This window comes from Tissierella carlieri (assembly GCF_018917285.1).
In the GTDB taxonomy this organism is placed as follows: domain Bacteria; phylum Bacillota; class Clostridia; order Tissierellales; family Tissierellaceae; genus Tissierella; species Tissierella carlieri.
This window is the reverse complement of record NZ_JAHLOH010000037.1, coordinates 1-26435: the sequence shown is the minus strand read 5'-3', so window position 1 is coordinate 26435 and position 26435 is coordinate 1. Positions and strand designations below refer to the sequence as shown.

27 protein-coding genes and 1 pseudogene are annotated in these 26435 nt (G+C 32.5%); 24 read left to right on the top strand and 4 right to left on the bottom strand.

The window, feature by feature from the left end; all coding sequences use genetic code 11:
- Positions 1-16: 16 nt before the first annotated feature.
- From KQI38_RS11970 to ftcD (KQI38_RS11915), 12 genes are all read left to right on the top strand, one after another.
- A complete protein-coding gene (locus tag KQI38_RS11970; RefSeq protein ID WP_246565809.1) occupies positions 17-124 on the top strand; it encodes an adenine deaminase C-terminal domain-containing protein in 108 nt (35 codons plus the stop codon).
- Positions 125-225: 101 nt separating this feature from the next.
- On the top strand, positions 226-1560 hold the full coding sequence (locus tag KQI38_RS11965) for an NCS2 family permease (RefSeq protein ID WP_216559711.1): 1335 nt from the start codon (positions 226-228) through the stop codon (positions 1558-1560).
- 66 nt (positions 1561-1626) lie between these two features.
- The gene (locus KQI38_RS11960) at positions 1627-2493 is read left to right on the top strand and encodes an FAD binding domain-containing protein (protein ID WP_216559709.1); all 867 of its coding nucleotides are present in this window, start codon (positions 1627-1629) and stop codon (positions 2491-2493) included.
- Entirely contained in the window at positions 2487-2960 is a 474-nt protein-coding gene (locus KQI38_RS11955) for a (2Fe-2S)-binding protein (protein WP_216559707.1), read from the top strand. The genes KQI38_RS11960 and KQI38_RS11955 overlap by 7 nt, the downstream gene beginning before the upstream one ends.
- Positions 2960-4231, top strand: coding sequence for a xanthine dehydrogenase family protein molybdopterin-binding subunit (locus KQI38_RS22360; RefSeq protein ID WP_216559705.1), 1272 nt, complete (start codon positions 2960-2962; stop codon positions 4229-4231). Before KQI38_RS11955 ends, KQI38_RS22360 begins: the two co-directional genes overlap by 1 nt.
- Entirely contained in the window at positions 4228-5229 is a 1002-nt protein-coding gene (locus tag KQI38_RS22355) for a xanthine dehydrogenase family protein molybdopterin-binding subunit (protein ID WP_216559703.1), read from the top strand. Before KQI38_RS22360 ends, KQI38_RS22355 begins: the two co-directional genes overlap by 4 nt.
- 20 nt (positions 5230-5249) lie before the next feature.
- A complete protein-coding gene (locus KQI38_RS11940) occupies positions 5250-6827 on the top strand; it encodes a methyl-accepting chemotaxis protein (protein WP_216559701.1) in 1578 nt (525 codons plus the stop codon).
- Positions 6828-6842: 15 nt separating this feature from the next.
- Complete coding sequence (gene yqeC, locus KQI38_RS11935; protein WP_216559699.1) at positions 6843-7559, top strand: selenium cofactor biosynthesis protein YqeC; 717 nt, start codon at positions 6843-6845, stop codon at positions 7557-7559.
- A gap of 10 nt (positions 7560-7569) precedes the next feature.
- On the top strand, positions 7570-8145 hold the full coding sequence (locus tag KQI38_RS11930) for a nucleotidyltransferase family protein (protein WP_216559697.1): 576 nt from the start codon (positions 7570-7572) through the stop codon (positions 8143-8145).
- 23 nt (positions 8146-8168) lie between these two features.
- Complete coding sequence (yqeB, locus tag KQI38_RS11925; protein ID WP_216559695.1) at positions 8169-8966, top strand: selenium-dependent molybdenum cofactor biosynthesis protein YqeB; 798 nt, start codon at positions 8169-8171, stop codon at positions 8964-8966.
- A complete protein-coding gene (locus tag KQI38_RS11920; protein ID WP_216559693.1) occupies positions 8967-9755 on the top strand; it encodes an XdhC family protein in 789 nt (262 codons plus the stop codon).
- Positions 9756-9863: 108 nt separating this feature from the next.
- Positions 9864-10790: a glutamate formimidoyltransferase gene (ftcD, locus tag KQI38_RS11915; RefSeq protein ID WP_216559691.1), complete on the top strand. Its 927-nt coding sequence runs from the start codon at positions 9864-9866 to the stop codon at positions 10788-10790.
- Positions 10791-10846: 56 nt separating this feature from the next.
- Here the strand turns inward: ftcD (KQI38_RS11915) and KQI38_RS11910 are convergent, their stop codons facing one another.
- Entirely contained in the window at positions 10847-12229 is a 1383-nt protein-coding gene (locus KQI38_RS11910) for a sigma-54-dependent transcriptional regulator (protein WP_216559689.1), read from the bottom strand.
- The gene (locus KQI38_RS11905) at positions 12201-13808 is read right to left on the bottom strand and encodes a transporter substrate-binding domain-containing protein (RefSeq protein ID WP_216559687.1); all 1608 of its coding nucleotides are present in this window, start codon (positions 13806-13808) and stop codon (positions 12201-12203) included. Before KQI38_RS11905 ends, KQI38_RS11910 begins: the two co-directional genes overlap by 29 nt.
- Positions 13809-14042: 234 nt before the next feature.
- Between KQI38_RS11905 and KQI38_RS11900 the strand changes: the two genes are divergently transcribed.
- From KQI38_RS11900 to KQI38_RS11850, 11 genes are all read left to right on the top strand, one after another.
- A complete protein-coding gene (locus KQI38_RS11900) occupies positions 14043-15182 on the top strand; it encodes an ABC transporter substrate-binding protein (protein ID WP_216559685.1) in 1140 nt (379 codons plus the stop codon).
- A gap of 55 nt (positions 15183-15237) precedes the next feature.
- The gene (locus KQI38_RS11895) at positions 15238-16110 is read left to right on the top strand and encodes a branched-chain amino acid ABC transporter permease (RefSeq protein ID WP_094904460.1); all 873 of its coding nucleotides are present in this window, start codon (positions 15238-15240) and stop codon (positions 16108-16110) included.
- Positions 16111-16123: 13 nt separating this feature from the next.
- Positions 16124-17194, top strand: a complete 1071-nt coding sequence (locus tag KQI38_RS11890; protein ID WP_094904461.1) for a branched-chain amino acid ABC transporter permease — start codon at positions 16124-16126, stop codon at positions 17192-17194.
- The gene (locus KQI38_RS11885) at positions 17175-17942 is read left to right on the top strand and encodes an ABC transporter ATP-binding protein (protein ID WP_094904462.1); all 768 of its coding nucleotides are present in this window, start codon (positions 17175-17177) and stop codon (positions 17940-17942) included. The genes KQI38_RS11890 and KQI38_RS11885 overlap by 20 nt, the downstream gene beginning before the upstream one ends.
- Positions 17942-18649, top strand: a complete 708-nt coding sequence (locus tag KQI38_RS11880; RefSeq protein ID WP_094904463.1) for an ABC transporter ATP-binding protein — start codon at positions 17942-17944, stop codon at positions 18647-18649. Before KQI38_RS11885 ends, KQI38_RS11880 begins: the two co-directional genes overlap by 1 nt.
- 14 nt (positions 18650-18663) lie before the next feature.
- Positions 18664-19590 carry a glutamate formimidoyltransferase gene (ftcD, locus tag KQI38_RS11875; protein WP_216559683.1) on the top strand — a complete coding sequence of 309 codons (927 nt, stop codon included), beginning with the start codon at positions 18664-18666 and terminating at the stop codon, positions 19588-19590.
- Positions 19591-19815: 225 nt separating this feature from the next.
- Positions 19816-20607, top strand: coding sequence for an ABC transporter ATP-binding protein (locus KQI38_RS11870; protein ID WP_094902451.1), 792 nt, complete (start codon positions 19816-19818; stop codon positions 20605-20607).
- Between the two features lie 4 nt (positions 20608-20611).
- Entirely contained in the window at positions 20612-21730 is a 1119-nt protein-coding gene (locus KQI38_RS11865) for an ABC transporter substrate-binding protein (RefSeq protein ID WP_216559681.1), read from the top strand.
- Between the two features lie 45 nt (positions 21731-21775).
- Positions 21776-22549 (top strand): ABC transporter permease, encoded by a 774-nt coding sequence (locus tag KQI38_RS11860; RefSeq protein ID WP_216559679.1) that lies wholly within the window; start codon positions 21776-21778, stop codon positions 22547-22549.
- A gap of 65 nt (positions 22550-22614) precedes the next feature.
- Positions 22615-23964, top strand: a complete 1350-nt coding sequence (locus KQI38_RS11855; protein ID WP_216559677.1) for an acyclic terpene utilization AtuA family protein — start codon at positions 22615-22617, stop codon at positions 23962-23964.
- A 2-nt stretch (positions 23965-23966) separates the two neighbouring features.
- Positions 23967-24272, top strand: coding sequence for an AtuA-related protein (locus KQI38_RS11850; protein WP_216559675.1), 306 nt, complete (start codon positions 23967-23969; stop codon positions 24270-24272).
- Positions 24273-24349: 77 nt separating this feature from the next.
- On the opposite strand, the gene KQI38_RS11845 is transcribed toward KQI38_RS11850, so the two are convergent.
- Positions 24350-24880 (bottom strand): nitroreductase family protein, encoded by a 531-nt coding sequence (locus tag KQI38_RS11845; protein WP_216559673.1) that lies wholly within the window; start codon positions 24878-24880, stop codon positions 24350-24352.
- A 181-nt stretch (positions 24881-25061) separates the two neighbouring features.
- Here KQI38_RS11845 and KQI38_RS11840 point away from each other — a divergent pair, with 181 nt between their 5' ends.
- Complete coding sequence (locus KQI38_RS11840; protein ID WP_216559671.1) at positions 25062-25733, top strand: TIGR00266 family protein; 672 nt, start codon at positions 25062-25064, stop codon at positions 25731-25733.
- Between the two features lie 579 nt (positions 25734-26312).
- On the opposite strand, the pseudogene KQI38_RS21960 reads toward KQI38_RS11840, so the two are convergent.
- Positions 26313-26435: pseudogene (locus KQI38_RS21960) on the bottom strand (IS110 family transposase); the annotation flags it as partial.

The following is a 26435-nucleotide window of genomic DNA, read 5'->3' as shown; positions in this document are numbered from 1 at the left end:
AATCCATGCACCACTAATGCATCTATCCTTCTTAGCACTATCTACAAGTCCAGCATGGAAGATAACAGACAAAGGACTGATAGATGTGAATAATTTTAAGATTCTGCCTCCTGTTATTAAATAAGAATTTACTACAGTTATCTATAAAAATTTAGTATAATAACTAAATAGAGACTTTTAAGAAAGGAGGATAGTTTTTTTAAATAAATTATAAGGAGGAGTATTATGTCTAGTGAAAGAGCTTCAAATGTTGGATTTTTTGAAAAACAATTTAGGCTGAAAGAAAACAACACAGATGTAAAAACTGAAATTCTAGCTGGGATTACTACCTTTATGACCATGGCTTATATTTTAGCAGTAAATCCAGGTATGCTAGCAGAAACAGGGATGAATCAAGGTGGAGTATTTACAGCTACTGCCATTTCATCTGCCGTAGCTTGTCTAATGATGGCATTTATGGCAAATTATCCTTTTGCGTTGGCACCAGGTATGGGACTTAATGCATTTTTTACTTATTCAGTAGTATTCGGTATGTCAAAATCATGGCAATTTGCTCTTACAGCAGTATTCATTGAAGGGATTATATTTATATTATTATCATTCTTTAATGTAAGAGAGGCTATATTTAATTCAATTCCTATGAATCTGAAAAAAGCAGTATCAGTAGGTATAGGCCTATTTATAGCTTTAATAGGTTTTGTAAATGCGGGAATTATTACAGCTGAAGGAGGAACAATTGTAAACTTAGGTGATTTAACTAAAGGAGCACCATTATTAGCATTAATAGGCCTTGTTATTACAGGATTTCTATTGGCTAAAAAGGTTAAGGGAGCTTTATTCTTTGGTATTATAATTACCACTATCATTGGTATACCAATGGGAGTTAGTTCTATGCCTAATGGAACTTTCTTAGGTATTTTTTCAGCGCCACCATCTCTTGCAGAAGTAGCATTTAAATTCGAGTGGGCTAATGTATTTACTTGGGATATGCTTATAGTAATGTTCTCTTTCCTATTCGTAGACGTATTTGATACTATAGGTACTTTAATAGGAGTATCTTCAAAGGCTAATATGTTAGATGAAAATGGACAGTTACCAAAGGTTAAACAGGCTTTATTAGCAGATGCTGTAGGAACTACATTGGGTGCTTGCTTAGGTACATCTACAGTAACAACTTTCGTAGAATCAGCATCAGGAGTAGCAGAAGGTGGTAGAACTGGACTTACAGCTTTAACTACAGGAGTAATGTTCTTATTAGCATTAATTCTTTCACCATTATTTGGTATGATTCCAGGGGCGGCAACAGCGCCTGTATTAATTTTAGTTGGTCTTTTCATGATGAGTCCAATTAAAGAAATTGATTTGGATGACTTTACAGAGGCTATACCAGCATTTCTAACAATAGTTATGATGCCTTTTGCATATAGTATAGCTGAAGGTATAGTATTTGGTATGGTTTCATATGTAATATTAAAGGTATTAACTGGAAAACACAAAGATGTATCACCAATTATGTATGTATTAGCAATATTGTTTGTATTGAAAACAATATTTATGTAAAGACATCAGCCGCCTTCTATTTGGAGGCGGCTTTTTAAAACTAAGAATCCTATGAGGGGTGTAAATATGACCTTAAATCAAGTGTATAATGTAGATAATATTAATGAAGTGATAGAAATACTTGGCAATTTTGGCAAAGATGCAAAGATAATAGCTGGAGGTACTGATATTGTAATTGCCTTGAAAAATGAGAAAATATCACCGAAGGTGTTAATAGATATTACTAAAATTGAAGACTTGAAAAAAATAGAGGATGATGGAGAGTATATTACTTTAGGTGCAGGAGTTACATTTACCAATATAGTTGAAAACCATTTGTTTCGTGGGAACCTATGGGGATTATATAAAGCTTGTAGAATGGTAGGTTCCCCGCAAATAAGAAATAAAGGCACCATAGGAGGAAATATTGCAAATGGGTCTGCGGCAGCTGATTCAATACCGCCTTTAATTGCTTTGGGAAGTATAGTAAGGCTTGTTAGTATAGAAGGGGTACGAGAAATATCTTTAGAGGACTATTATACTGACCCTATAAAAGAAAATGAACTTATAACAGAAATTAAATTTATAAAACCTAAAGGAAATCAAGTCCTTACTTTCGCCAAGCTTGGACTTAGAAAGGCGTTAGCCATATCAAGACTGACCTCAGCTTCTTTAGTTGAATTTGATAGTGAAGGGTTTATTAATTCCATTAGAGTTGCTAGTGGGGCATTGGGAAAATATCCTATGAGAGAATATGAAGTTGAAAATTATTTAATAGGTAAAAAAATTAGGGAAGAAACCGTAGAAGGTGCTATAGAGACACTACAAAACTCTATGGATGAACGGTTAAAAGGTAGGTCTACTTTACCATATAAAAGGGTTGCCATATCTGGTATATTAAGGGAAACCCTTGAATCAGCAATGACAATAGGGAGTGAGGTGGCAGCATGGTAAATATAAGCCTTAAAGTGAATGGAGAATTTTGCGAAATTTCTGTAGATGAGAATTTGCGATTAATAGATTTATTAAGAGATGAATTAGGCTTTGTAGGTACCAAAGAAGGATGTGGAGAAGGTGAATGTGGTGCTTGCACTGTCATAATGGATGGAGAAACTGTTAACTCATGTCTTGTAATGGCATTTCAAGCCAACGGAAGTAGTATTGTAACTATAGAAGGACTTGAAAGAAATGGAAAACTTCATCCAGTACAGCAGGCATATATAGATGTAGGTGCAGTACAATGCGGATTTTGTATACCAGGGATGGTTTTATCAACTAAGGCATTGCTAGATAAAAACCCTAATCCCACAAGAGACGAGATTAGAGAAGGAATATCGGGTAATTTATGTAGGTGTACAGGCTACAATAAAATGATTGATGCAACGGAAAGAGCTATAAAATATATGGAGGAGGAAAAGTAATGGAACTAAATGTAGTAGGAAAAAATATTATTAGAGTCGATGCATATAGTAAAGTTACTGGTACAGCAGTTTATCCTCAAGATATATATTTGGATAATATGGCTTATGGTAAAACCTTAAGATCAGATAAACCTCATGCCAAAATTAAAATAGATGTTGCAGAAGCAGAAAAAGTAGAAGGAGTATTAAAGGTATTCACATATAAAGATGTACCAAAAGAAAATATCCATGGAGTAGTATTAAAGGACCATGAAGTATTTGCAAGTGAAAAGGTTATAAGAATAGGAGAACCAATAGCATTTATAGTAGGAGAAACTCAGAGAGCTTGTGATGAAGGATATAAAAAAATTAAAGTTGATTATGAAGAATTACCAGCAGTATTTGATCCAATAGAAGCTATGAAAGAGGATTCACCTAAGGTACATGGAGATTCTAATATTGTATTTCATTATAAATTGAGACATGGAGATATAGAAGAGGGAAAGAAAAAGTGTAAATATATAGTAGAAAATATATATAAGTCACCTATGGTAGAACACGCATTTTTACAACCAGAGGCAGGAATTAGTTATCTTGAACAAGATGGCACAGTAGTAGTAGCTTTAGCTACTCAATATCCACATTATGACAGAGAAGAAGTAGCTATAAACTTAAGTCTGCCAGAGGAAAAGGTTAAAATAATTAATACAGCTGTAGGAGGTGCCTTTGGAGCTAGGGAAGATATATCACCTCAAATACATTTAGCATTAGCAGCTATGGTATTAAAGAGACCAATAAAAGTCATATATTCTAGAGAGGAGTCCTTTTTAACACATTCTAAACGTCACCCTATGATTATGAAATATAGAACTGGAGCAGATGAAAATGGGATACTTCAATATATGGAAGCAGAAATAATTGGAGATTCTGGTGCACATTGTTCTTGGGCAATAAATGTACTAAGAAAAGCTGGGGTCCATGCTACGGGACCTTATGTTATACCGAATGTAAAGGTTGATACCTATGCGGTATATACAAATAATCCATTTACTGGAGCTATGAGAGGATTTGGAGCAACTCAAGTACCTATAGCCCATGAACAACAAATGGATATGTTGGCTGAAAAATTAGATATGGACCCTATTGAATTTAGGATGAAAAATATATTTAGAAAAGGCTCAATGACTGCTACCGGACAGATATTGACAGATAGTGTGCCTTTAGATAAATGTATAGAAGAAGTAGATAAGGATTTTAAGTTCTCTGAACAATTAAAGGAGGGAGCTCTATGAAGAAAAGAGGCATAGGTATAGGAATTTCATTTTATGGAACTGGCTATGGCAACGGATTTCCAGATATATCAAGGGCAATCATTAGACTTCTTCCAAAAGGAAAGATTGGAATATATTGTGGTGTAACAGAGGTGGGGCAGGGAGCCAAGACTTCAATGAGACAAATAGGAGCGGAGGTTCTTGGACTAACAGTAGAAGATATTGAATTAGTACACGAAAATACATCTTTAATGCCTGATTCAGGAACAGCAGCAGCAACTAGACAGACATATAACACTGGAAATGCAATAAAGGTTGCCTGTGAAAATATGAGAGATGAATTATTTGAAAAAGCAAGAATTCAGCTAGGACTAAACTCTACAGTAGGATTAATATTAGAAAAAGGAGAAGTAGTATTAAGCTTTTTTCCCCAGAAGAGAATATCCTATGAGAAGCTATCTGAAATATATATAGGTGATGATACTATAGAGACTAAGGGAGAATTTATAGCTCAAACAACCCAGATGGACCCTGAGAATGGGCAAGGAGCTCCATATTGGCCATATACATTTAATGCCTGTGCGGTAGAAGTAGAAGTAGATACAAAAACAGGTATAGTAAATCTCTTAAGATCAACCTTTGCTCAAGATGTAGGGCGTGCAGTAAATCCAGGATTACTTGAGGGACAAATGGATGGTGGATTTGCTATGGCACTTGGATATGCATTATTGGAGGATTTAAATTTGCAAAATGGTAAAATGAAAAATAATAAGTTCTCAAAATATCTAATACCTACTGCTATGGACATGATAGACATAAATAATATTATAGTAGAAGATCCAGAATCTACAGCTCCCTATGGTGCAAAAGGAATTGGAGAACCTGTAATGATTCCAATAGCTCCTGCTATACTAAATGCAATTTACGATGCTATAGGGGTCAGAATTACAGAATTGCCTGTAACACCAGAAAGACTTATAAAAGCTCTAGGGGAGGCTGAAGAGAAAAAAATAGGATAATAGCATAAGGAGGAAAAATGTTGAAGAGAGGAACTAGAGATTTTTTAAAGGTATTTATGTTTTCGATTATTTTTATGGGAGTTAATTATTTTACAACAGTATATTTTAAAAATACAATTATACAAATATGTTTAGCTCTCTTACTCTCAATAGGATTGTCTCTAGGATTATGGAAGATTCAAAATAACAGGGGGATAAAAGAGATAATAAAATATTTATCTAATATCAATGATTTAGACTTTTCTTTATCAGAAAGTATAGATATACCTGAGGAAGCAAGGCAAAAGATTTATAGTGTTTATAAACAGATAAGAGAGAACTTGAAAACTCAGGTAGAAATATCAACTGAAATATTTAATATATGTGAAAACTTAAGTCTATTAGCTACTGAATCTTTAACTAGTTCAGAACTTATAGCGTCTTCAGTAGAAGAAGCAGATGCTAATGCAGTGGAACAAAGTCAGATGCTTAATCAGACCAATCATTTAGCTAGAAAAATTTACTTATCTATGGAAAATATAGATAAGAATATAGTTGATAAAATTCAATTTATATCAAATTCTATTACCTCAGCTCAGAAAGGGATTGAAGAAATAGATTATATAGAAGACAGAATAATAAACTCTAAAAACATGGTAGCAGAAAGTTCTAAGAAAATAATAGAACTAAGAAATTATTCAGATGAAGTAGTATCACTTGTAGATCTTATAAATACCATATCAAATCAAACAAAAATGCTTTCGTTAAATGCCTCAATAGAAGCAGCTAGAGCTGGAGAACATGGCAAAGGTTTCTCTATAGTAGCTATGGAAGTAGGGAAATTAGCTAACGAGACAGAGACTGTATCTAAAAAGATAGAAGAAGTAATACATGGATTAAAAGATGAGATAGTATTGATTTCAGAATCCATGGCAAATGAGATGAAATATATGGACGAAAACTGTGAAGTTATTGAATCTACTAGCAAAGAATTTAATTCCATAATAGAAACATTAAACTTAGGCAAAGAAAGTTTGGAGGAAATAAAAAAAGTAACTGGTGAAAATAATTCCATGATAGAGGAAATAACTGCAAATATAACTAGAATAGCAGAATTTTCAGAGGAAACAACAGCTCAAATAGAACAGACTACTGAGCAGACATTAGAGCAACACAGTCGATCAAGAAATTTAAATGATGTGGTAGAAAAGATTAAAGGATATGTTTATGATATGCAGCAATTTGTAGTAGGTAAGGTAATGGAAGAAAAGATGTTAAGACAGGCATATATAGTTAAAGATTATTTTATGAACAATGAAAATATTAGTGACACTATGATAAAAGAATTAATTAGAGAGGTAGGAGTAGATGCGATATATATTACAGATATGTCGGGAGTTGTAGAATTTACCAATGAAAAATCCGCCATAGGTCTAAATCTATATGAGGCAGACCCATCTTTACAAGATTTTAAGAAAAGGAAAAAAGAATATATAGTAACACCAGTAAAAAAGAGAGTCGAAGATGGGAAATTATTTAAATTTTTAACAGTCACAGATGAAAGAGGAAGACTATATGAAATAGGGCTTGCCTTGGATTCTCTTGTTAAAAATATATAAATATGAGGATTAAGAATGATTATATATAAAGCATTAGGTATAGATATATATAAAGCGGAAATGCTCTCTTTTGTAGGAGGTGGAGGAAAAACTACTACCATCTTTGAATTAGCAAAAGAATTTATTTCTCTAAATAAAAAAATCCTTATATCTACTACTACCAGAATATTTACTCCTTTAAAGGAAGAATATACTTATCTTTTCTTAAAAGATATAGATAGAGATTTTAATCCATTAAATGGTACAATTACGATATTAGGCAGAGAGATAAAAAATGGTAAACTAGAGGGAATTTCTTCAGAAAAATTAGAAGAAATTTTTGCAAGAAATATATTTGATATTATTCTCATAGAGGCGGATGGTTCTAAGAGAAAGCCTATAAAGGCTCCAGGGAATCATGAACCAGTAATTCCAATGACTAGCACTAAGACAATTGGAGTTATAGGTTTAGATTCCTTGGGAAAAGCAATAGACGAGGATACAGTTCATAGACCAGAACTGCTGCGGGACATAGTTGGAAGAAACTTCATAATTGATGAAGAAGTCATTGTAAAACTTGTTTTAGATAAGAATGGATTATTTAAAAATGCATCAAGAGACAAAATCCTACTGCTAAATAAAGCTAATGATGAAATGAAAATTTGTAAAGCAAAAAGAATCAGAAGAATACTAGATGATAAACATTTTAATAATGTGGCTATAGCGGATATTAAAGAGAAAAAATTTTATTAGGTGAATAGTTATGATAATAGGAATTATTTTAGCATCAGGTTTTTCAAGAAGGATGAAAGCAGACAAACTATTAATAGATATAGAAGGAAGTACATTAATAGAAAGAGTTATTAAGGCCTGTGTAGGCTCAAAACTAGATGATATAATTTTAATTTATAGAAGTGAAAAAGTAAAGAAAATAGGAGAAGAGTATAATATAAAAACTATTTATAATGAAAATGCTCATCTAGGACAATCAGAAGGATTGAAACTAGGAGTGAGGAGGGCTATAGAAGCTAAATCCTATATGTTTTTAGTAGGTGATCAGCCTTTTTTAACATCAGAACTTATAGATAAATTAATTGAAGAATACAATATCTCAGATCTACCTATTCTAGTGCCTTATTATAATAATCATAGGGGAATGCCTATGCTTATTTCTTCTATTTTTAAAGAAGAATTATTACAAATTACAGGGGACAAAGGCGGTAGAGATATAGTAGAAAGGAATATTTCTAAAACGAAGAAGGTTTATATAGAGGAAGAAAGATTAGGTATGGATATAGATAATCAAGAGGATTTAAAGATATTAGAAATCACCAAATGATAATTCTAAGTAGGTGGTAAAATATGGAGCTAATAATTATTCGTGGTGGAGGAGATATAGCCACAGGTATAGGACATAGGTTATTTATGGCAGGATTTAAGGTAATAATCTTAGATATGGAGAAACCATTGGCCATTAGGAGAAGAGTATCTTTTTGTGAAGCTGTATATAATGGAGAAATTATAGTAGAAGGGGTTAAGGCAATATTAACTAGAAATCTAGAGGAAATATATGAAGCTATTAATAATGGAATTATTCCTGTTTATATTGATGGAAAAGGTGAGATAATAAACAGTATAAAACCCATAGCCATAATAGACAGTATACTTGCTAAGAAAAATCTTGGAACTACAAAGGATATGGCTCCCATGACAATAGGTATAGGTCCTGGATTTGAAGCCGGAGTAGATGTAGATTTAGTAGTAGAAACTAAGAGAGGTCATTTTTTAGGAAAAGTGATATATAAAGGTAAAGCAGAAGATGACACTGGAATCCCTGGAGATATTCTAGGCTATAAAGAAGAAAGGATAATTAGAGCTGAGGCCAGTGGAATATTTAAAAGTTACTATAATATAGGCGATAAAGTAGAAGTTGGAGATATAATATGCGAGACGTCAGGAAGAAAAGTAAGAGCAAGAATATCGGGTATATTGAGAGGTATTATAAAGGAAGGTCTTTATGTAGAAAAAGGGCTAAAGGTAGGAGATATAGACCCTCGCGGAATAGAGGAATATGTATATACAATATCAGATAAAGCTAGGGCAGTAGGCGGTGGAGTTTTAGAAGGAATAATGTATCTAAGGAAAGGAAGGAGAATTTAAATGGGTGATCTGTCAGTAATGAGAAAAGCTTTGGAAGATATAAATAATGGAAAAGAATTAGCCATTGCAACTATTACAAAATCAGAAGGTTCAACTCCCAGAGGTATAGGTACTATGATGTCAGTTTTAGAGGATGGCTCAATCCATGGAACTATTGGAGGCGGAGCATTAGAAAAGCATGTTATAGAATTGTGCATCAAAGCCATAGAAGAAGGACAAAGCAAAACTATAGATCTACCGTTGGATACTGAAGGAGTGGGAATGATTTGTGGTGGAAGGGTGGAAGTGTTTATAGATGTATATAAAATTAATCCTAAGCTTCTAATAATTGGTGGAGGGCATGTTGGATATGCAATATATAATATTGCTTCCTTGCTTAATTTCGATATAGTAATATTTGAGGATCGAGAGGAGTTTTTAATCGGTGACAGATTTCCTTTGGCAAAAGAACTAGTACTAGGACCTATAAATGAAATGTTAAGAAATTATAAGATAGATAATAATACATATATAGTTATAGCATCTAGAGGCCATAAATATGATGAAGAATCTTTGATAGAAGTAGTAAATTCAGATGCAAAATATATAGGTGCTATGGGGAGTAAACGTAAAGTAATTACTATGATGGACAATTTAAGGAATAAAGGTATACCAGAAGAGAATATAAATAAAATATATGCACCAATAGGATTAGAAATATCTGCAGGAAGCCCTGAGGAAATAGCAATGAGTATTATGTCAGAAATACTATTAATTAAAAATAATGGGAAACTTAAACATATGAAGTGATGATTTTACATTTGAAAACTGTACTCTTTTATAGAAAGTATACAAAGAAAAAGCATTGTAGGTATGTTAACATAATGAATAAGTGTATAATATAAGGGGGTATAAAATATGGAAGGTACAAAGTATATCTTAGCAGTTCCAAACTTTAGTGATGGTAGAAGGGAAGATGTAATCGAAGCCATTACTGGAGTATTGAAGAATCGTGAAGGAGTTACATTAGTAAGTGTAGAACCAGAACATGATTTCAATAGAACAGTAGTGACTATATTAGGTGAACCAGAACCATTAAAAGAAGCATTAATTGAAATGGCTGGAAAGTCCTATGAATTTATTGATATGAGAGAGCAAAAGGGCTCTCATCCAAGAATAGGTGGTCAAGATACAATACCTCTATTCCCATTTATGAATATTACCTTAGAAGAAACTAAAGAATTAGCAGAAGAAATAGGAAAAGAATTATTTGATAAATATCAAGTTCCTATATACTTTGCAGGAGCAAATGCTAGAACAGAAGATAAAAAGAGTATTTCTTTTATTAGAAAAGGACAATATGAAGGACTGAAAGCATTATTAGATGATGAAAACCATCCAGACCACGAAGCAAGACGTCCAGATTTATCAGTAGATGGTAAATTAAGTCCACAATATGGAGCAACTATAGTATCAGCAGATATGGAAGGACTAACAGCATATAACGTTTTCTTGGGAACAGAGGATGTAAATATAGCGAAACAAATAGCAAAGGCAGTAAGAGGACCAAGTGGCGGATATTCAACAGTTAGAGCCGTAGGAATCAAATTCCCAGAAAGAGATGGAGTGGTAGTATCCATGAATATGTTTGACTGTGCTCAAACACCATTATATAGAACCTTTGAACTAGTAAAATTAGAAGCACAAAAATATGGTGTAGCAGTAACAGGCTCAGAACTAGTAGGACCGGTTAAATTAGAGTATTTACTAAACAACTTAAATCATTATTTAGGGCTACAAGGTTTGAGAATGGAGCAGATATTGGAAACTCATTTAATGAAGTAGAAAATTGTAGGGCGGTTATATAACCGCCCTTTTTAGAACTTATTTTTAATTAATTTCTATCCTAATTCATATTGATTTAACTTGTTATAAAGATGTCTTTCACTCATACCTAACATCTGAGCAGTTTTTCTTTTATTGTTATCACAATATTCTAGAGTAGCGAGGATAAGCTTTTTTTCTGCAGATTCTATAGTATCTCCAACATATACAGGAACACTTTCACTTAATAAAACTCTATGAGTATTAGGAATGATTTCACTTGGTAGATCTTGTATTTGAATGGTGTTTTTGTCAGCAAGTGCTACTGCGCGTTCAATAATATTTTGAAGTTCTCTGACATTACCTGGATAATCATGGTTTTCTAAGACATCTATAGCAGCTCTGCTTATTCCAGTAACCTCTTTATTAAAAGATTTACTGTATTTATTTATAAAATGTTTTGTAAGTGCAGGAATGTCCTCTTTTCGATTTCTCAAAGGGGGAGCTTCTATATTAACAACATTTAAACGAAAAAATAGATCTTCTCTAAAATTTCCTTTTTTAACTTCAGCACTGAGATTTAAATTTGTGGCTGCTATTAATCTAAAGTCAACAGGTATTGATTTCTCACTTCCAAGGGGTGTAATAGTTTTTTCTTGTATGACTCTCAGAAGTTTTGCTTGTAATTGTATATCCATGTCCCCGATTTCATCTAAGAATAAAGTACCCTTATCAGCCAGCTCGAATTTTCCCTTGTACTTATTATTTGCACCAGTAAAGGCACCTTTTTCATATCCAAACAACTCAGATTCCAAAAGATTATGAGGAATTGCTGCACAATTTATTATTTCCATATTTTGATCTTTTCGTCTACTCGTTTCATGTATTGCTCTGGCAATGAGCTCTTTTCCTGTACCTGATTCGCCAGATATAAGGACTGTAATGTCTACATCCTTTACTCTATCAATCATTTTAAATACTTCATTCATGGCACTACTGGAAGAAACCATTTTTAAGCTAAATTTGTTTGCATTGACTTGTTTCGTTAGATCTTCCAATTGATCTGATAGTGACTGATAATCAAGGGCCTTGTTTATTAAGGATATCAATCCATTTATATCCAAGGGTTTAGTGATATAATAATAAGCACCTCTCTGGATTGCTTCAATAGAGTCCTCAATAGAGCCGTAGGCAGTCATTGCAATTACAATTACCCTTGGATTTTCTGATTTTATGGTATTTAATACTTCAAGACCTCTGTAATCCCCTAGATATTGATCAAGCAAAACTAAATCTATACTTTTACTACTAATCATATCTAAGCCTTCTAAAACATCGGCTGTTGTATATACATTGAAATGGCCTTCAAGGGCAAATTTTAATGCAGTAAGAATTGAGATTTCATCATCTATAACTAAAACATTATGCATATCATTTCTCCTTTCTCTCAGATGACTCATTAGGCATATAAATCGTAACTATTGTACCTTTCCCAGCTTCACTATCTAACTTTATTTCTCCTTTGTTTTCCTTTATTAATCTATCAGTCATTGAAAGCCCAATTCCATAACCAGTTTTTTTAGAAGTATAAAATGGATCAAACAATTTACTTAACATCTCTTGGGGTACCCCAGATCCATTATCTTTTATTCTTATAGAAGCTTTCGTGTTGATGATATTACCTTCTATTTCTATTTGTCCATCCTTATCGATGGCATCAATGCTATTAAGTAAGATATTGATTAATATCTGCTTTATTTGGGACTTGTCAGCATAAAGATAAATATCTGTATTTCTTGTTATTACTTTAATCTTCTTCTCTTTAAACTTTTGTTTCAAGAGAGTTAAAACATCTGATAAGACTTCAGATAATATAATATTTTCAGGTTTTGGATTCTTTGGCTTTGAATAATCTAGTAAGGAGCCAACTAAATCGTTTAATCTTTTTATTTCATTGGGAACAATTTTCATTAATTCTTTTCTAAAATTCTCATCATCTATTTTTAAAGGAATTAAATCAATGAAAGCATTAATAGATGTCAATGGATTTCTAAGTTCATGGGCTATTCCTGATGATAATTTACCTAATGCTTGCATCTTATCGTTATACATTGCAATATTATTTAACTCAATGATTTCTCTTGTTCTGACCTCAACTTCTTCTTTTAGCCTTTTATTCCAATAGTTTACTATATAGATAAATATTACAGAGATTAAAAGTGCAACTGATAACATTGAAAGAATATCAATCCATTTTTGATTAATATCTAAAATAGTTTCTCCAAACCATTTCTTATAAATCTTATCATAAGTTCCATTGTTTTTTATTGATTCTAAGCCTGAATTTAGAAGAGCTAATAATTCATTATCTCCTTTTTTAACAGCTATAGCATACTTAGTGGAATAAAGCGGTTCTCCAACAATCTTTACAGATTCTGTTAAATCAAAGGCTTGCACATAATAAATTCCAGTTAGCCTATTACCAACGTAGGCATCAACATCGCCAGATAACAAGGATTGAAGGGCTTCTAATTGATTTGTTTTCTGTATGACAGTAGCATTTGGTATCCTTCCTGTAATCTCCTTAGAAACATCTTCAGCTTGAATAGATACTCTTTTTCCAGACAAATCATTTATATCATGAATGAGACTAGAATTTTTTAATACAAATATATTTTGAGAATTTATTACAATTTCTTGAGTAAAGTCATATATCCTAGCACGTTCTGTTGTCACAGTCATGCCTTGGACAGCGTCAATTTCTCCATCCTTCAAAAGCTCCATAGTGTCTTCCCAGCTATTGGGAATTAATTCAATTTCTAATCCTAATTCTATGGCAATAGCCCTTATAATGTCTACATTAAATCCCCTGAAATTCCCATTATCATCTACAAATTCATATGGCGGATAATTATTATCCCCACCGATTTTAAGAGGTTCTTCAGTAATATCCTGTGGTGTAATAGCAGTACCAGGTGAAGAGAAATATAAACAAATTATTACAAATAAACAAATTGATAAAATCCTTCTTCGAATCATCTTGCACCTCGAGTTCTAAATTTTTATTCTATATCATTATACCACGTGTATGAAAAAATTTCATAGTATGAATTAATTGCATATATATTATTTATTGTATTTTAGCAATTTATACAATTATAGATGGTAGATAGTAGCTTATTAATCATTAGAGATATAAAAAAATTATGGCACACTACTTGCAATAATAATTAGCATCAAAATAAAATTTCCAAAAATAAAGGAGGATCTTTAATGAAAAGGAAGGCTTTTTTAGCAGTTTTATTAGTTTTAAGTATAGTTTCACTTACTGCATGTAGCGGTGGTGGAGGAAATTCTAACTCTTCGGAATTATATATAGCCTCAGCTAATCCTATGACAGGCGACTCAGCTCAATTTGGAGATATGAAAGTTAAAGCTATAGAACTAGCACTAGATGAAGTAAATAAAGAGGGCGGTATTGAAGGTAAACAAGTGAAATTAATTGTTGGTGATGATACTGGAAACCCTAAAGAAGCGCCAAACGTAGCTCAAAAATTTGCAGGAGATAATAAAGTCTTAGCAGTAATTGGTCACTGGAACAGTTCTTGTACATTAGCGGCAAGAGGAATCTATGAAGCAGCAGGTATACCAGTTATTACAGACTCAGTTAATAAACAAATAACTGATGGATCTACTCCTCATTTATATCGTATTTCATTAACTGATACTACTCAAGCAAAAAACTTAGCACAATATGCTTATAATGTATTAGGAAAAAGAAAAGCAGCTATTTTATTTACAGCTAATGACTTTGGTACAGGTCTTAAAAATGACTTTACAGAGGAATTTGAAAGTCTAGGTGGAAAAGTTGTAGCATCAGAAACATATTTTGAAGGACAATCAAAAGACTTTAGCCCTCAACTTACAAAGATTAAGGGTCAAAATCCAGATATAATGTTTGTTGCAGGTTATTATGTAGAAACAGCTTTAATTGCACAGCAAGCAGGACCAGCAGGGTTAAATGTTCCAATGATAGGAACAGAGGGAATCAGTTCTGATGAATTAATAAAATTAGGTGGACAATCTGTTGAGGGAATAAGATTCGCTGCATTCTTCCATCCAGATGTTGAATTCCCTGGAACAAAAGAATTTGTAGAAGCATTTAGAGAAAAATATAATAAAGAACCTGATAATTATGCAGCATTAGCATATGACTCAGCAAAACTTATTCTTGAAGGCATGAAGAAAAACGGAGCAACAAGAGATGGTATAACGAAATATTTACAAGGAGTTAAGGACTTCCCAGGAGTAGCTGGACCTATCTCTTTTGAAAACAATGATGTAACAAGAAGCATTTTAATATTAGAAGTTAAAGATGGTAAAATCGTTTTAGCAGGAGATCAATTAAACTAAAGATATTGGGGGGCTCTAAGGGGCTCCCTAATAGACACAAAGGAGAGTGAAAGATATGTTTATGGAGCAATTAAGTAACGGTATAGCTCTCGGGAGTATTTATGCTCTAACGGCGATAGGCTTTACAATGGTCTATGGAATCATTAGACTGATAAACTTTGCCCATGGAGACGTATATATGATCGGTGCTTTCTTAACATATACAGCATTGACGCTATTTAATATGCCAATAATGCTGGCGTTTTTATTTGGGATGGCTGGGGCATCAATCTTCGGAATACTCATAGCAAAGTTTGCTTATAGCCCTGTGTTTAAGGCACCTAAAATAAATTTGTTCTTATCTGCAGTTGGAGTTGGTATATTTTTAGAGAATTTTGCAATGCTTATATGGGGTCCTGAGACTCAATCATTTCCAAATGTAATAAATAATAAAGTATTTAGTTTTATGGGAATTAGAGTTAATACTATTCAGCTAATAATTTTAGGCACAACAATTGTTTTAGTTGCATTATTAACTTATATAGTTCAATATACAAAGATTGGTAGAGCAATGAGATGCGTATCTCAAGATATGGATGTTTCAAGACTTATGGGAATTAATACAAATAAGGTAGTATATTTTACATTTGGACTTGGTTCTGCTCTAGGAGCTGCTGCAGGTACTTTGGTTGCAATATATTATAAAGCAGCATATCCTATGATGGGTTATGTACCAGGACTAAAGGCATTTATTGCAGCAGTAATAGGTGGTATAGGCAGTATTCCAGGTGCAATGCTTGGAGGGCTTATTATGGGAGTATCAGAAAGTCTAGGTGCAGCATATATTTCTTCTGGGTACAGAGATGCTATAGCCTTTATAATTTTAATAATCATACTTATCCTAAAACCTGATGGATTGTTAGGTAAGGGTATTAAAGAAAAGGTATAGGAGGTGGATAAAGATGACTAATATTTCAAAGGTTTTATTCAATCTAATATTATATTCAGGTATATTGTATTTAGGAATTATTGTACTTTCAAAAATATTTGATATAGGTACAAAGAGATTTATGAATTTAGATAATAAAAAGAGAAAAGCTACAACTTTTATATTTTTAATATTAGGAGCATTACTACCTCTAATTTTAGCTAACAACACTTATGCACTTAGGACAAGCGTACTAGTGTTGATATATATAGTATTGGCATTAAGTTTGAACTTTGTTCTCGGATTTGCAGGACAGCTTTCCATGGGACACTCTGCATTTTATGCTGTAGGAGCATATACTACTGCTATTCTTACAGTGACTTATCATGTACCTTTCTGGATTGCATTGATTTGTAGTGCAATTGTCTCTGCAATTTTTGGATTACTTTTAGGTATTCCTACTCTAAGATTAAAAGGAGACTATTTAGCTATTACAACAATAGGCTTCAGTGAAATACTAAGGTTAGTTTTAATAAATTGGGCATCCTTTACAAGAGGACCAGCTGGTATACCAGGTATTCCATCACCTAAGATATTTGGTTATACAATAAGCAGTAATACTGGATATTATTATATTCTATATATCCTGGCACTTCTAACCATATTTATTTCCTATAGACTATTAAACTCTAGATTAGGAAGAGGACTAGTAGCTGTAAAGGATGATGAAGTAGCAGCAGAAGCAATGGGAATAAACCCAACTTTCCTAAAAATACTTGCCTTTGTTTTAGGTGCTGCTATAGCAGGATTAGCTGGAGGCATATTCGCTTCATTTATTCACTATGTGAATCCAGATAACTTCACATATATGGAATCAGTAGTAATGTTAACAATGGTAGTATTAGGCGGTGTAGGAAGTATACCAGGTATTATTGTAGGTGCAACAGTATTAACTATATTACCTGAAGCACTAAGAGGTATATCCACATATAGATATGCAATATACGGTATATTATTAGTAATGATGATGATAGTAAGACCTCAAGGAATGATCAGCATGTCTAGTCTAAAGGGAGGTGCGAAAAATGAGAATTCTCGAAGCTAAAGGAATAACAATGCGTTTTGGTGGGTTGACGGCTGTAAACAATGTAGATTTTCATATAGATAAAGATGAAATTGTAAGTTTAATAGGACCTAATGGAGCGGGAAAAACTACTTTTTTTAATGCTATTACTGGGATATATGAACCAACAGCAGGAGATGTTACATTCTTAGGAGAAAAGGTTAAAAAATCTAAACCCTATGAAATAACAAAAATGGGAATCGGTAGAACCTTCCAGAATATAAGGTTATTCAGCACCATGACGGTACTTGAAAATGTAATGGTTGGACAATATTGCAGAACATCATCAAACTTATTGGCTACCATATTAAAATCTCCTAAGCTTGTAAAAGAAGAAAAGGAAGTTGAAACTAAGGTAATGGAAATTTTGGATTTCCTTGAGTTAACTCATTTAAAAGATGAAATAGCTACTAGCTTACCCTATGGTTATCAAAGAAGAGTAGAGGTTGCTCGAGCATTGGCCACAGAACCTAAATTACTTTTACTTGATGAGCCAGCAGCAGGTATGAACTCAGGTGAAAAAGTTGAGATGACTCATCTTATAAAGAAAATTAGAGATAGAGGAAATACCATTTTAGTTATTGAACATGATATGAAGCTTGTAATGGGTATATCTGATAGAATTTCGGTACTAGAATATGGAAATAAAATAGCGGAAGGATTGCCACAAGAGATTCAGCAAAATCAAAGGGTAATTGAAGCTTATTTAGGTAAAGGGGGTACTAAGTAATGTTAAAAGTTGAAGACTTAAATGTATATTATGGAGGTATCCACGCATTACAAGGATTATCTTTTGAAATAAAAGAGGGAGAGATAATCACTTTAATTGGAAGTAATGGAGCAGGAAAGACTAGTACCTTAAGAGCCATATCCAATCTAATAAAATCTAAAGGAAGTATTAAATATAAAGACGAAGAAATAAATGACTTAAGTGCGGAAAAAATAGTAGCTAAAAGACTTATACATGTTCCAGAGGGAAGAAGAATATTTACTGCATTGACTGTAGAAGAAAATCTTCTAATGGGAGCTTATTTGAGAAAAGATAAGGAAAAAATAAAAGAAGACCTTGAATTTGTATATAAGTTATTCCCTAGATTAAAGGAGAGAACTAAACAGTATGGAGGAACTTTAAGTGGTGGAGAACAACAAATGCTAGCTATTGGTAGAGCACTTTTATCAGATCCAGAGCTACTAATGCTAGATGAACCATCTATGGGATTAGCCCCAATAGTTATTGAAGAGATATTTGAATCTATTAAGGAGATAAACAAAAAAACCGGACTTACATTTTTATTTGTTGAGCAAAATGCTAATATTGCATTGCAGACGGCAGATAGAGGCTATGTAATAGAAACTGGGAAAATCTTATTTTCAGGTGATGCTAAGGATTTATTACATGATGATAGAGTAAGAAAGGCTTATTTAGGAGAAGAATAAAAGGAGGAATTAAAATGGAAGGTACAAAGTATATCTTAGCAGTTCCAAACTTTAGTGATGGTAGAAGAGAAGATGTAATCGAAGCCATTACTGGAGTATTGAAGAATCGTGAAGGAGTTACATTAGTAAGTGTAGAACCAGAACATGATTTCAATAGAACAGTAGTGACTATATTAGGTGAACCAAAACCATTAAAAGAAGCATTAATTGAAATGGCTGGAAAGTCCTATGAGCTTATTGATATGAGAGAGCAAAAGGGTTCTCATCCAAGAATAGGTGGTCAAGATACAATACCTCTATTCCCATTTATGAATATTACCTTAGAAGAAACTAAAGAATTAGCAGAAGAAATAGGAAAAGAATTATTTGATAAATATCAAGTTCCTATATACTTTGCAGGAGCAAATGCTAGAACAGAAGATAAAAAGAGTATTTCCTTCATTAGAAAGGGACAATATGAAGGACTGAAAGCATTATTAGATGATGAAAACCATCCAGACCACGAAGCAAGACGTCCAGATTTATCAGTAGATGGTAAATTAAGTCCACAATATGGAGCAACTATAGTATCAGCAGATATGGAAGGACTAACAGCATATAACGTTTTCTTGGGAACAGAAGATGTAAATATAGCCAAACAAATAGCAAAGGCAGTAAGAGGACCAAGTGGCGGATATTCAACAGTTAGAGCCGTAGGAATCAAATTCCCGGAAAGAGACGGAGTAGTAGTATCCATGAATATGTTTGACTGTGCTCAAACACCATTATATAGAACATTTGAACTAGTAAAACTAGAAGCACAAAAATATGGTGTAGCAGTAACAGGATCAGAACTAGTAGGACCAGTTAAATTAGAATATTTATTAAATAACTTAAATCATTATTTAGGGCTACAAGGCTTAAGAATGGAGCAGATATTGGAGACCCATTTAATGAAATAAGATAAAAATCTTCTTATCTAAAGATAAGGAGATTTTTTTATGTAATAATTATTAGTGATATACAGAAATATTATCCTTATTTACTTATTTACTCGTTATAGAAATAATCTATAATCACAATGATTGGTATAATTATTCTCAATTTGATTTGAGCTCATAAATACAATAAAATTATATGGTGATTTAGAAGAGTAGTATTATATAGGTGCACGAGGAGAGTTGATTATGCATGACATTAAAGTTGAAAATATTATGTTTTCATATGACAAGGAACCTATCCTTGAAAATATAAATATGAAAATAGAGGCTGGAGATTTTGTCTGTCTGTTAGGTCAATCAGGTTGTGGTAAAAGCACCTTCCTTAGATTGATGGCAGGATTATCAGAACCAGATTCAGGTACTATTTTTGTTGGAGACAATCCATTGCAAGGAGCAAGTCTAGATAGAGGTGTGGTTTTTCAGGATTATAGTCTGTTTCCATGGTTAACTACAGGAAAGAATATTGTACTTTCTTTGCAGCAAAAATTTAAGAATGAGAGTAAAAAGGACTTAAAAAAACGTGCTCTATATTATCTAAAAAAGGTAGGATTGGAGGAATCCACATTTGATAAATATCCAAATGAACTTTCTGGAGGTATGCGTCAACGTTCTGCTATATGCCGATCTTTTGCCTTAGATCCTCCTATTTTACTTATGGACGAGCCATTTGGTGCATTAGATGCTGTTACGCGTGCTAAATTGCAGGACATGGTATTAGATCTTTGGCGGAAGGACAAAGAAAACAGAAAGACTATCTTATTTGTTACCCATGATGTTGATGAGGCCTTGCTTTTATCTACAAAAATATTTGTTTTCGGTTCAAGTCCTAGCAAAATTATTTATACACATTCTTTTAAAGACGAAGAAAAGGTTGACCGAGATTCTTTGTTTAAAAATGAGGAAGCTTTAGAATTGCGAAATAAGCTTATCCATATTATAAATAGAGATATCGAAGAAAAATTAATTGAGGAGAGATAATAAGATGAGACAGAAAAAAATACGTTTTATTACATTGACACTTGTTATTTTTATATTAGCGGGAGTTATGGTTGGTTGTAGCAGTAAAGAAACAGATGAAATAAAAGATGATGTTCAAGTAACGGGAACACCTGAGAAACCTGATAAAAAAGAGTTACATAAAATAAATGTTGCATATAATCCGGGAACAGGAAATATTTTAGGATTTATTGCTATTGATAAAGGTATTGCAACAGAGGAAGGTATTGAAATTGAGCTTGTTCCATTTTCTAATTCAACAGATGCACTGACAGCTCTACAATCAAAAAAGATTGATGTAGCTGTTTCTTTTGGAACTGCTGCACCTCTTACATATGTTACAAATGGTGCAGATTTTACCGTCTTTGGTGGATATTTGTCTGGTGGTATGCCTGTTTACGCTGTATCTGATTTAGAGTATAAAGGATTAGAATCGTTTGTTGGTAAAAAAGTTGCTACGGCAAGAATGTATACTCCTGATATCGTATGGCGTGGTGCTATGATGGAAGCAGGATACGACCTTGAAAAAGATGTAACAATACTAGAATTTAAAAAGCCAAGTGAAGTTCTAGAAGCTGTTAAATCAGGTAATGCAGATATTGGTATTGGTACGAACTCAACATATCTACAATCACTTGAGGCAGGTCTTAAGACAATTGCTTGGAGTAATGATTTCTGGGATCCAGTGCATGTTTGTTGCCGACCGGTTGCAAATACAACATGGATCAATGAGAATAGAGATGCTGTAAAAGCATTTTTACGTTCATATATACGTGCAGAAAAAGTATTAAGTGAAGATCCAGAGTACGCAGTTCAGCTAAATATGAAATACCTTGAACTTGACGAGGAAAATGCAAGAACAATGCTTCTTGAAACGAATCAAATTTTTGATACAGATCCTAAGAGTGATGGAGTTCGTTATATGTGGGATCGTTTGATTGATATGAAATACATTGATCCAGCTGATATAGATGTAAATGATCATATTAATATTAAAATATACAAAGAAGCTTTAGATGAACTTACAGCTGAAAATCCAGGAGATTCTTTCTATAAAGAACTTCAAGAAAAATTTATAAATTATAATTCAGAAGCATTAAATTAGTTTTATAGGATTTAAAAATGTATTTACTATAGTAGGTGAGCATAAATGTTAAAAGACAATAAAAATATTAAAAATTATATAGGAACTATTATAATTCTGATTGTAGCATTTTTAGTTTATTTATTTGCTACTGATGTTTTTAAAGTGCTTGATCCAGTACTGTTTCCAGGCTTTTCAAAAATTGGACCTAAATTCTATGATTCAATGCCTAAGCTGTGGAAAAGTCTCATTAGTTCTTTAAAACTTTTAATACCAGGATATTTTGGTGCTGCATTTTCTGGTATCTTACTAGGAATTTTAATAGGTACTAATCCGAGATTAAATAAAAATTTGAGACCAATTATATTTGCTCTTAATCCAATTCCACCATCTATGATGACGCCTTATCTTATTGCGATTATGCCTACTTTTTATTTATCATCTGTGGCAGTTATCTTTATAGGATGTTTTTGGCCCTTCCTAAATGGTACTATAAATGGAATTGTTCTTATTGATCAAAAATACTTAGATAATTCTAAGGTTCTGGAATTAAAAGGTTTTAAAAAATTATTAAATGTAATTTTACCTGCTGCTGCCCCATCTATCTTAGCAGGTGCAGGTACGGCACTGAACTTTGCATTTATTTTACTTGCCATAGCTGAGATGTTTGCAACAAATTCTGGACTTGGATATTTTATTCAGTATTATGCCGATTTTTCGGATTATGCTAGAGTAATTGCTGGGCTATTATTTATGGGATGTTTTATTGTCATCGTTATGCTTTCCTTTGAAAAATTAAAGAAGAAGATATTATTTTGGACTCTTAACGAAAATAAATAAAAATATAAAAACAGCCACAGTTAAATTATTCTACTGTGGCTATATTTAAAGAAGGGAGTTTATGTATGAAAAAGGTCAGAATTGGCTGTGGAGCAGGATGCTCCTATGATAGATTGGAACCAGCAATAGAGCTGGTGGAAAAAGGGGATATTGATTACATTGTATTTGAATGCCTTGCAGAAAGGACAATTGCAAATAATCAACAACAAAAACTAAAGGACCCATCAAAAGGATATACTCCTATGCTTGAGTCAAGAATGAGGGGGATTTTAAAGCAAGCAAAGGAAAAGGGTGTAAAAATAGTTACTAATATGGGTGCAGCAAATCCTAATGCAGCAGTTGAACATATCATAAAAATCGCAGAAGAGTTGAACATTAATAATATTAAAATAGCCATGGTTTCTGGAGATAATATAACTAATGATTTAGACAAATATAAAGATACAATTATGTGGCAAAGTACCAATACATTAGGTGAATTTGATGCCGAGATAATATCAGCAAATGTATATCTAGGAGCTGAGTCGATAAAAGAAGCTCTTGACAATGGAGCTGATATCGTAGTTACAGGGCGGGTTGCAGATGTAGCACTATTCGTAGGACCTATGATGCATGAATTTGGTTGGACGGAAAATGATTTGTATAAGATAGGGCAAGCAACTTTATTAGGACACCTCTTAGAATGTGGTGGACAAATTACAGGAGGATATTTTGCAGATCCTGGATATAAGGATGTGGACAATCTACATATCTTGGGTCATCCAATTGCTGAAATAGATGAAAATGGAAATTTTATCGTTACAAAGGTAAAGGGCTCAGGGGGAGAAGTATCTCTTCGAACTTGTAAAGAACAACTATTATACGAAATTACAGATCCATCTTGCTATATTACTCCTAATGCTATAGTTGATTTCACAAATGTTTTCTTCAATGAGATGGAAAAGGATGTTGTACTTGTAACAGGAGCCATATCTAGGGGAGTACCTAGTACCTATAAGGTAAATGTTGGATATTGTGATTGTTATATTGGAGAGGGGGAGGTAAGCTTTGGAGGATTAAATTCTCTTCCTCGTGCAAAAATGTGCGCTGATATAATCGAAAAACGCTTAAAAATTGTGGGGGCTAATATAGATGAGTACAGAACTGATTATATAGGCTACAATTCCTTATATAAAACAAATATTTCAGATAGTTTCGGATCTAAGGAACATAGTGAAATAAGGCTTAGGATAAGTGGTAGAACAAAAACCTTTGAGGATGCAATGCTTATAGCTCAAGAGTTAGATTATCTTTATACAAATGGACCTGCAGGTTCTTCAGGGATTGAATCTGGAGTAAGGCAGGTATTATCCGTTGGTGCAATTATTATTCCTAAAGAGGATATAATTACTGAAACTATCTATTGGGAGGTATAGACATGAAACTTAAAGAAATAGCTCACACTAGAACTGGAGATAAAGGCAATATGTCAAATATTGCTGTTATTCCATATGACGAAAAAGATTACCCTATGCTTAAAGAATTTTTAACTGCAAAAAGAGTAGAAGAATTTTTTTCTGAAATTTGTTTTGGTGAAGTAAGAAGGTATGAACTTGATAATATTTGTGCATTTAATTTTGTACTCGAAGAATCTTTGGGTGGAGGGGTTACAAGAAGTCTTGCTGTAGATAAGCATGGAAAATCTCTTGGAATGGCCCTTCTAGAAATGGAAATAGAAAAGTAATAAATAAGTTAAATCATTACTTAGTTTTAATTTTACTAAAAAATCTCCTTACCTATGGATAAGGAGATTTTTGGAATTTATTTTGCTTTATTGAATCCATTATAATGAATTTTATCATAAGGTAAAGTCTCAGTATCATGAGGCTTTTTTTCTTCATCTGGATAGCCTAGTGCAATCATAGTTTCTACATTATATTTCTCGGGGATATTTAAAAGTTTTTTTACATAATCTTCTACATTTTGATCATCTTCAGTCAATCTATTTCTTACTTGTATCCAACATGAGCCAAGTCCTAAAGATTCTGATGTTAACTGTACCACAGTAGCAATAATAGAAGCATCTTCTATCCAAGTATCTGTAATATTAGGATCTACTAAAACTACAATTGCTAATTCTGCATTTGATATAGGGTGTGAAGCTCCACCCCTAGAAGTACCTAGCTTTTCAAGGATTTCTTTATTATTTACGACAACTAATTCCCAAGGTTTTTTATTTTTCCCGGAAGGAGAAGTTAAAGCACCTTGCAATATTTTATCTAAGATTTCTTTCTCTAGTTCTTGATTCTTATATTTTCTAATGCTTCTTCTATTCATCAATAAATCTAACATAATAGCCCTCCTTATTTTTACTTTCATAAATATATTATAGCATGGTGAATTTAAAAATGGTAATATAGAGTAGGAGTAAAATAAATAGTGACTAGACAAAAAATAAAAGTCAGTTAAGTTATTATAATTAATTTACAATCGAGGGTATAAATTAATAAAAATTATTAATGGAGGTGTAGATATGAAGTATTCAATAGAAGGAGATTATCCAATACTTAGATGTATATTAAATAGAGGAGAGACTATTAAAACCAGTGCAGGATCAATGTCATGGATGACAGATGGTTTTGATGTAGAGGTAACATCAGGTGGCATAATGAAAGGTATAGCTAGAATGTTTTCAGGTGAAAGTATGTTTTTGAATTTTTATACAGCGAAAACTGATAATCAAGAAATTGTATTTGCTTCATCATTACCAGGAACAATAAAAAACATAAAAATGGAAGGTCAAACCTTAATTGGACAGAAATCTGCCTATCTTGCATCAGAGACAGGTGTTGAATTTCAAACCGTATTTACCAAGAAATTTTCATCAGGATTATTAGGTGGAGAAGGTTTTATATTGCAAAAATTCTCTGGACATGGGGAGTTATTTTTAGAGGCTGATGGTTCATTGATTGAATATAATTTAAGATCAGGAGAAACTATGCTAGTAGACCAAGGACATGTATTTTTATTCGAGGAAAGCGTAAGATATGAAATAGAAACGATTAAAGGAGCTAAAAACATCTTATTTGGCGGTGAAGGTTTATTCCTTGTAAGATTGATAGGCCCTGGTAAAATAATTCTTCAATCTATGCCTATATCAAATTTAGCTGCAAGGATAATACCCTTTGTGCCTTCAAAGGGATAAAAAAGAAAATTTAGAAAAGGATGGATTAATCCATCCTTTTCTAAATCTTCAACTATTATCTATGGCATAGAAGTCCATTGCCTTCATTTGCTTACAATTCGATAATAAACATAATTAAACACTCATTTTAAGGTTATTATATATCTTAGGATATTGGAAAAGATGAATATATTTCTTTTCTCTATAACAAAATAAAAACCGTATTTATTATTTATATATTATAATAAAAAAACTTATATGAATCAGTACAAAATGATTTTTTATAGGAGAAGACTAGGATAATGGAAATTCTAAATATAAGAAATATATAATCAAAAAGATAAGGGGTTCGTTGTCTATTCTTTGATAAAATAGGGTACAAATTGATGTAGGAATATAAATATGTTATTATAAAATTAATATTAAATCGTTTAATTAGTAGGAAATATTTGAAGGACGAAAAAGTATGCAATAAGGAGACCAACTATGAATTGTCAAGATAAAAAAGATAAATTTTTTTAAAAATAATTATATCTAAAAAAGGCATGACAAAATAAGCCTATTTAAAATATGCTTTTAAAAAATATATTTTTCTAAAAATTATTCTAAATTAAAGGCAACATTATCTTTTAGTATTTTAAATATTACACGAACCAACTTATGAGCAACATGGCCGAGAGCTGCATAATGGCTGTTACCTTGAGATTTTTTAAGCATAAAGTA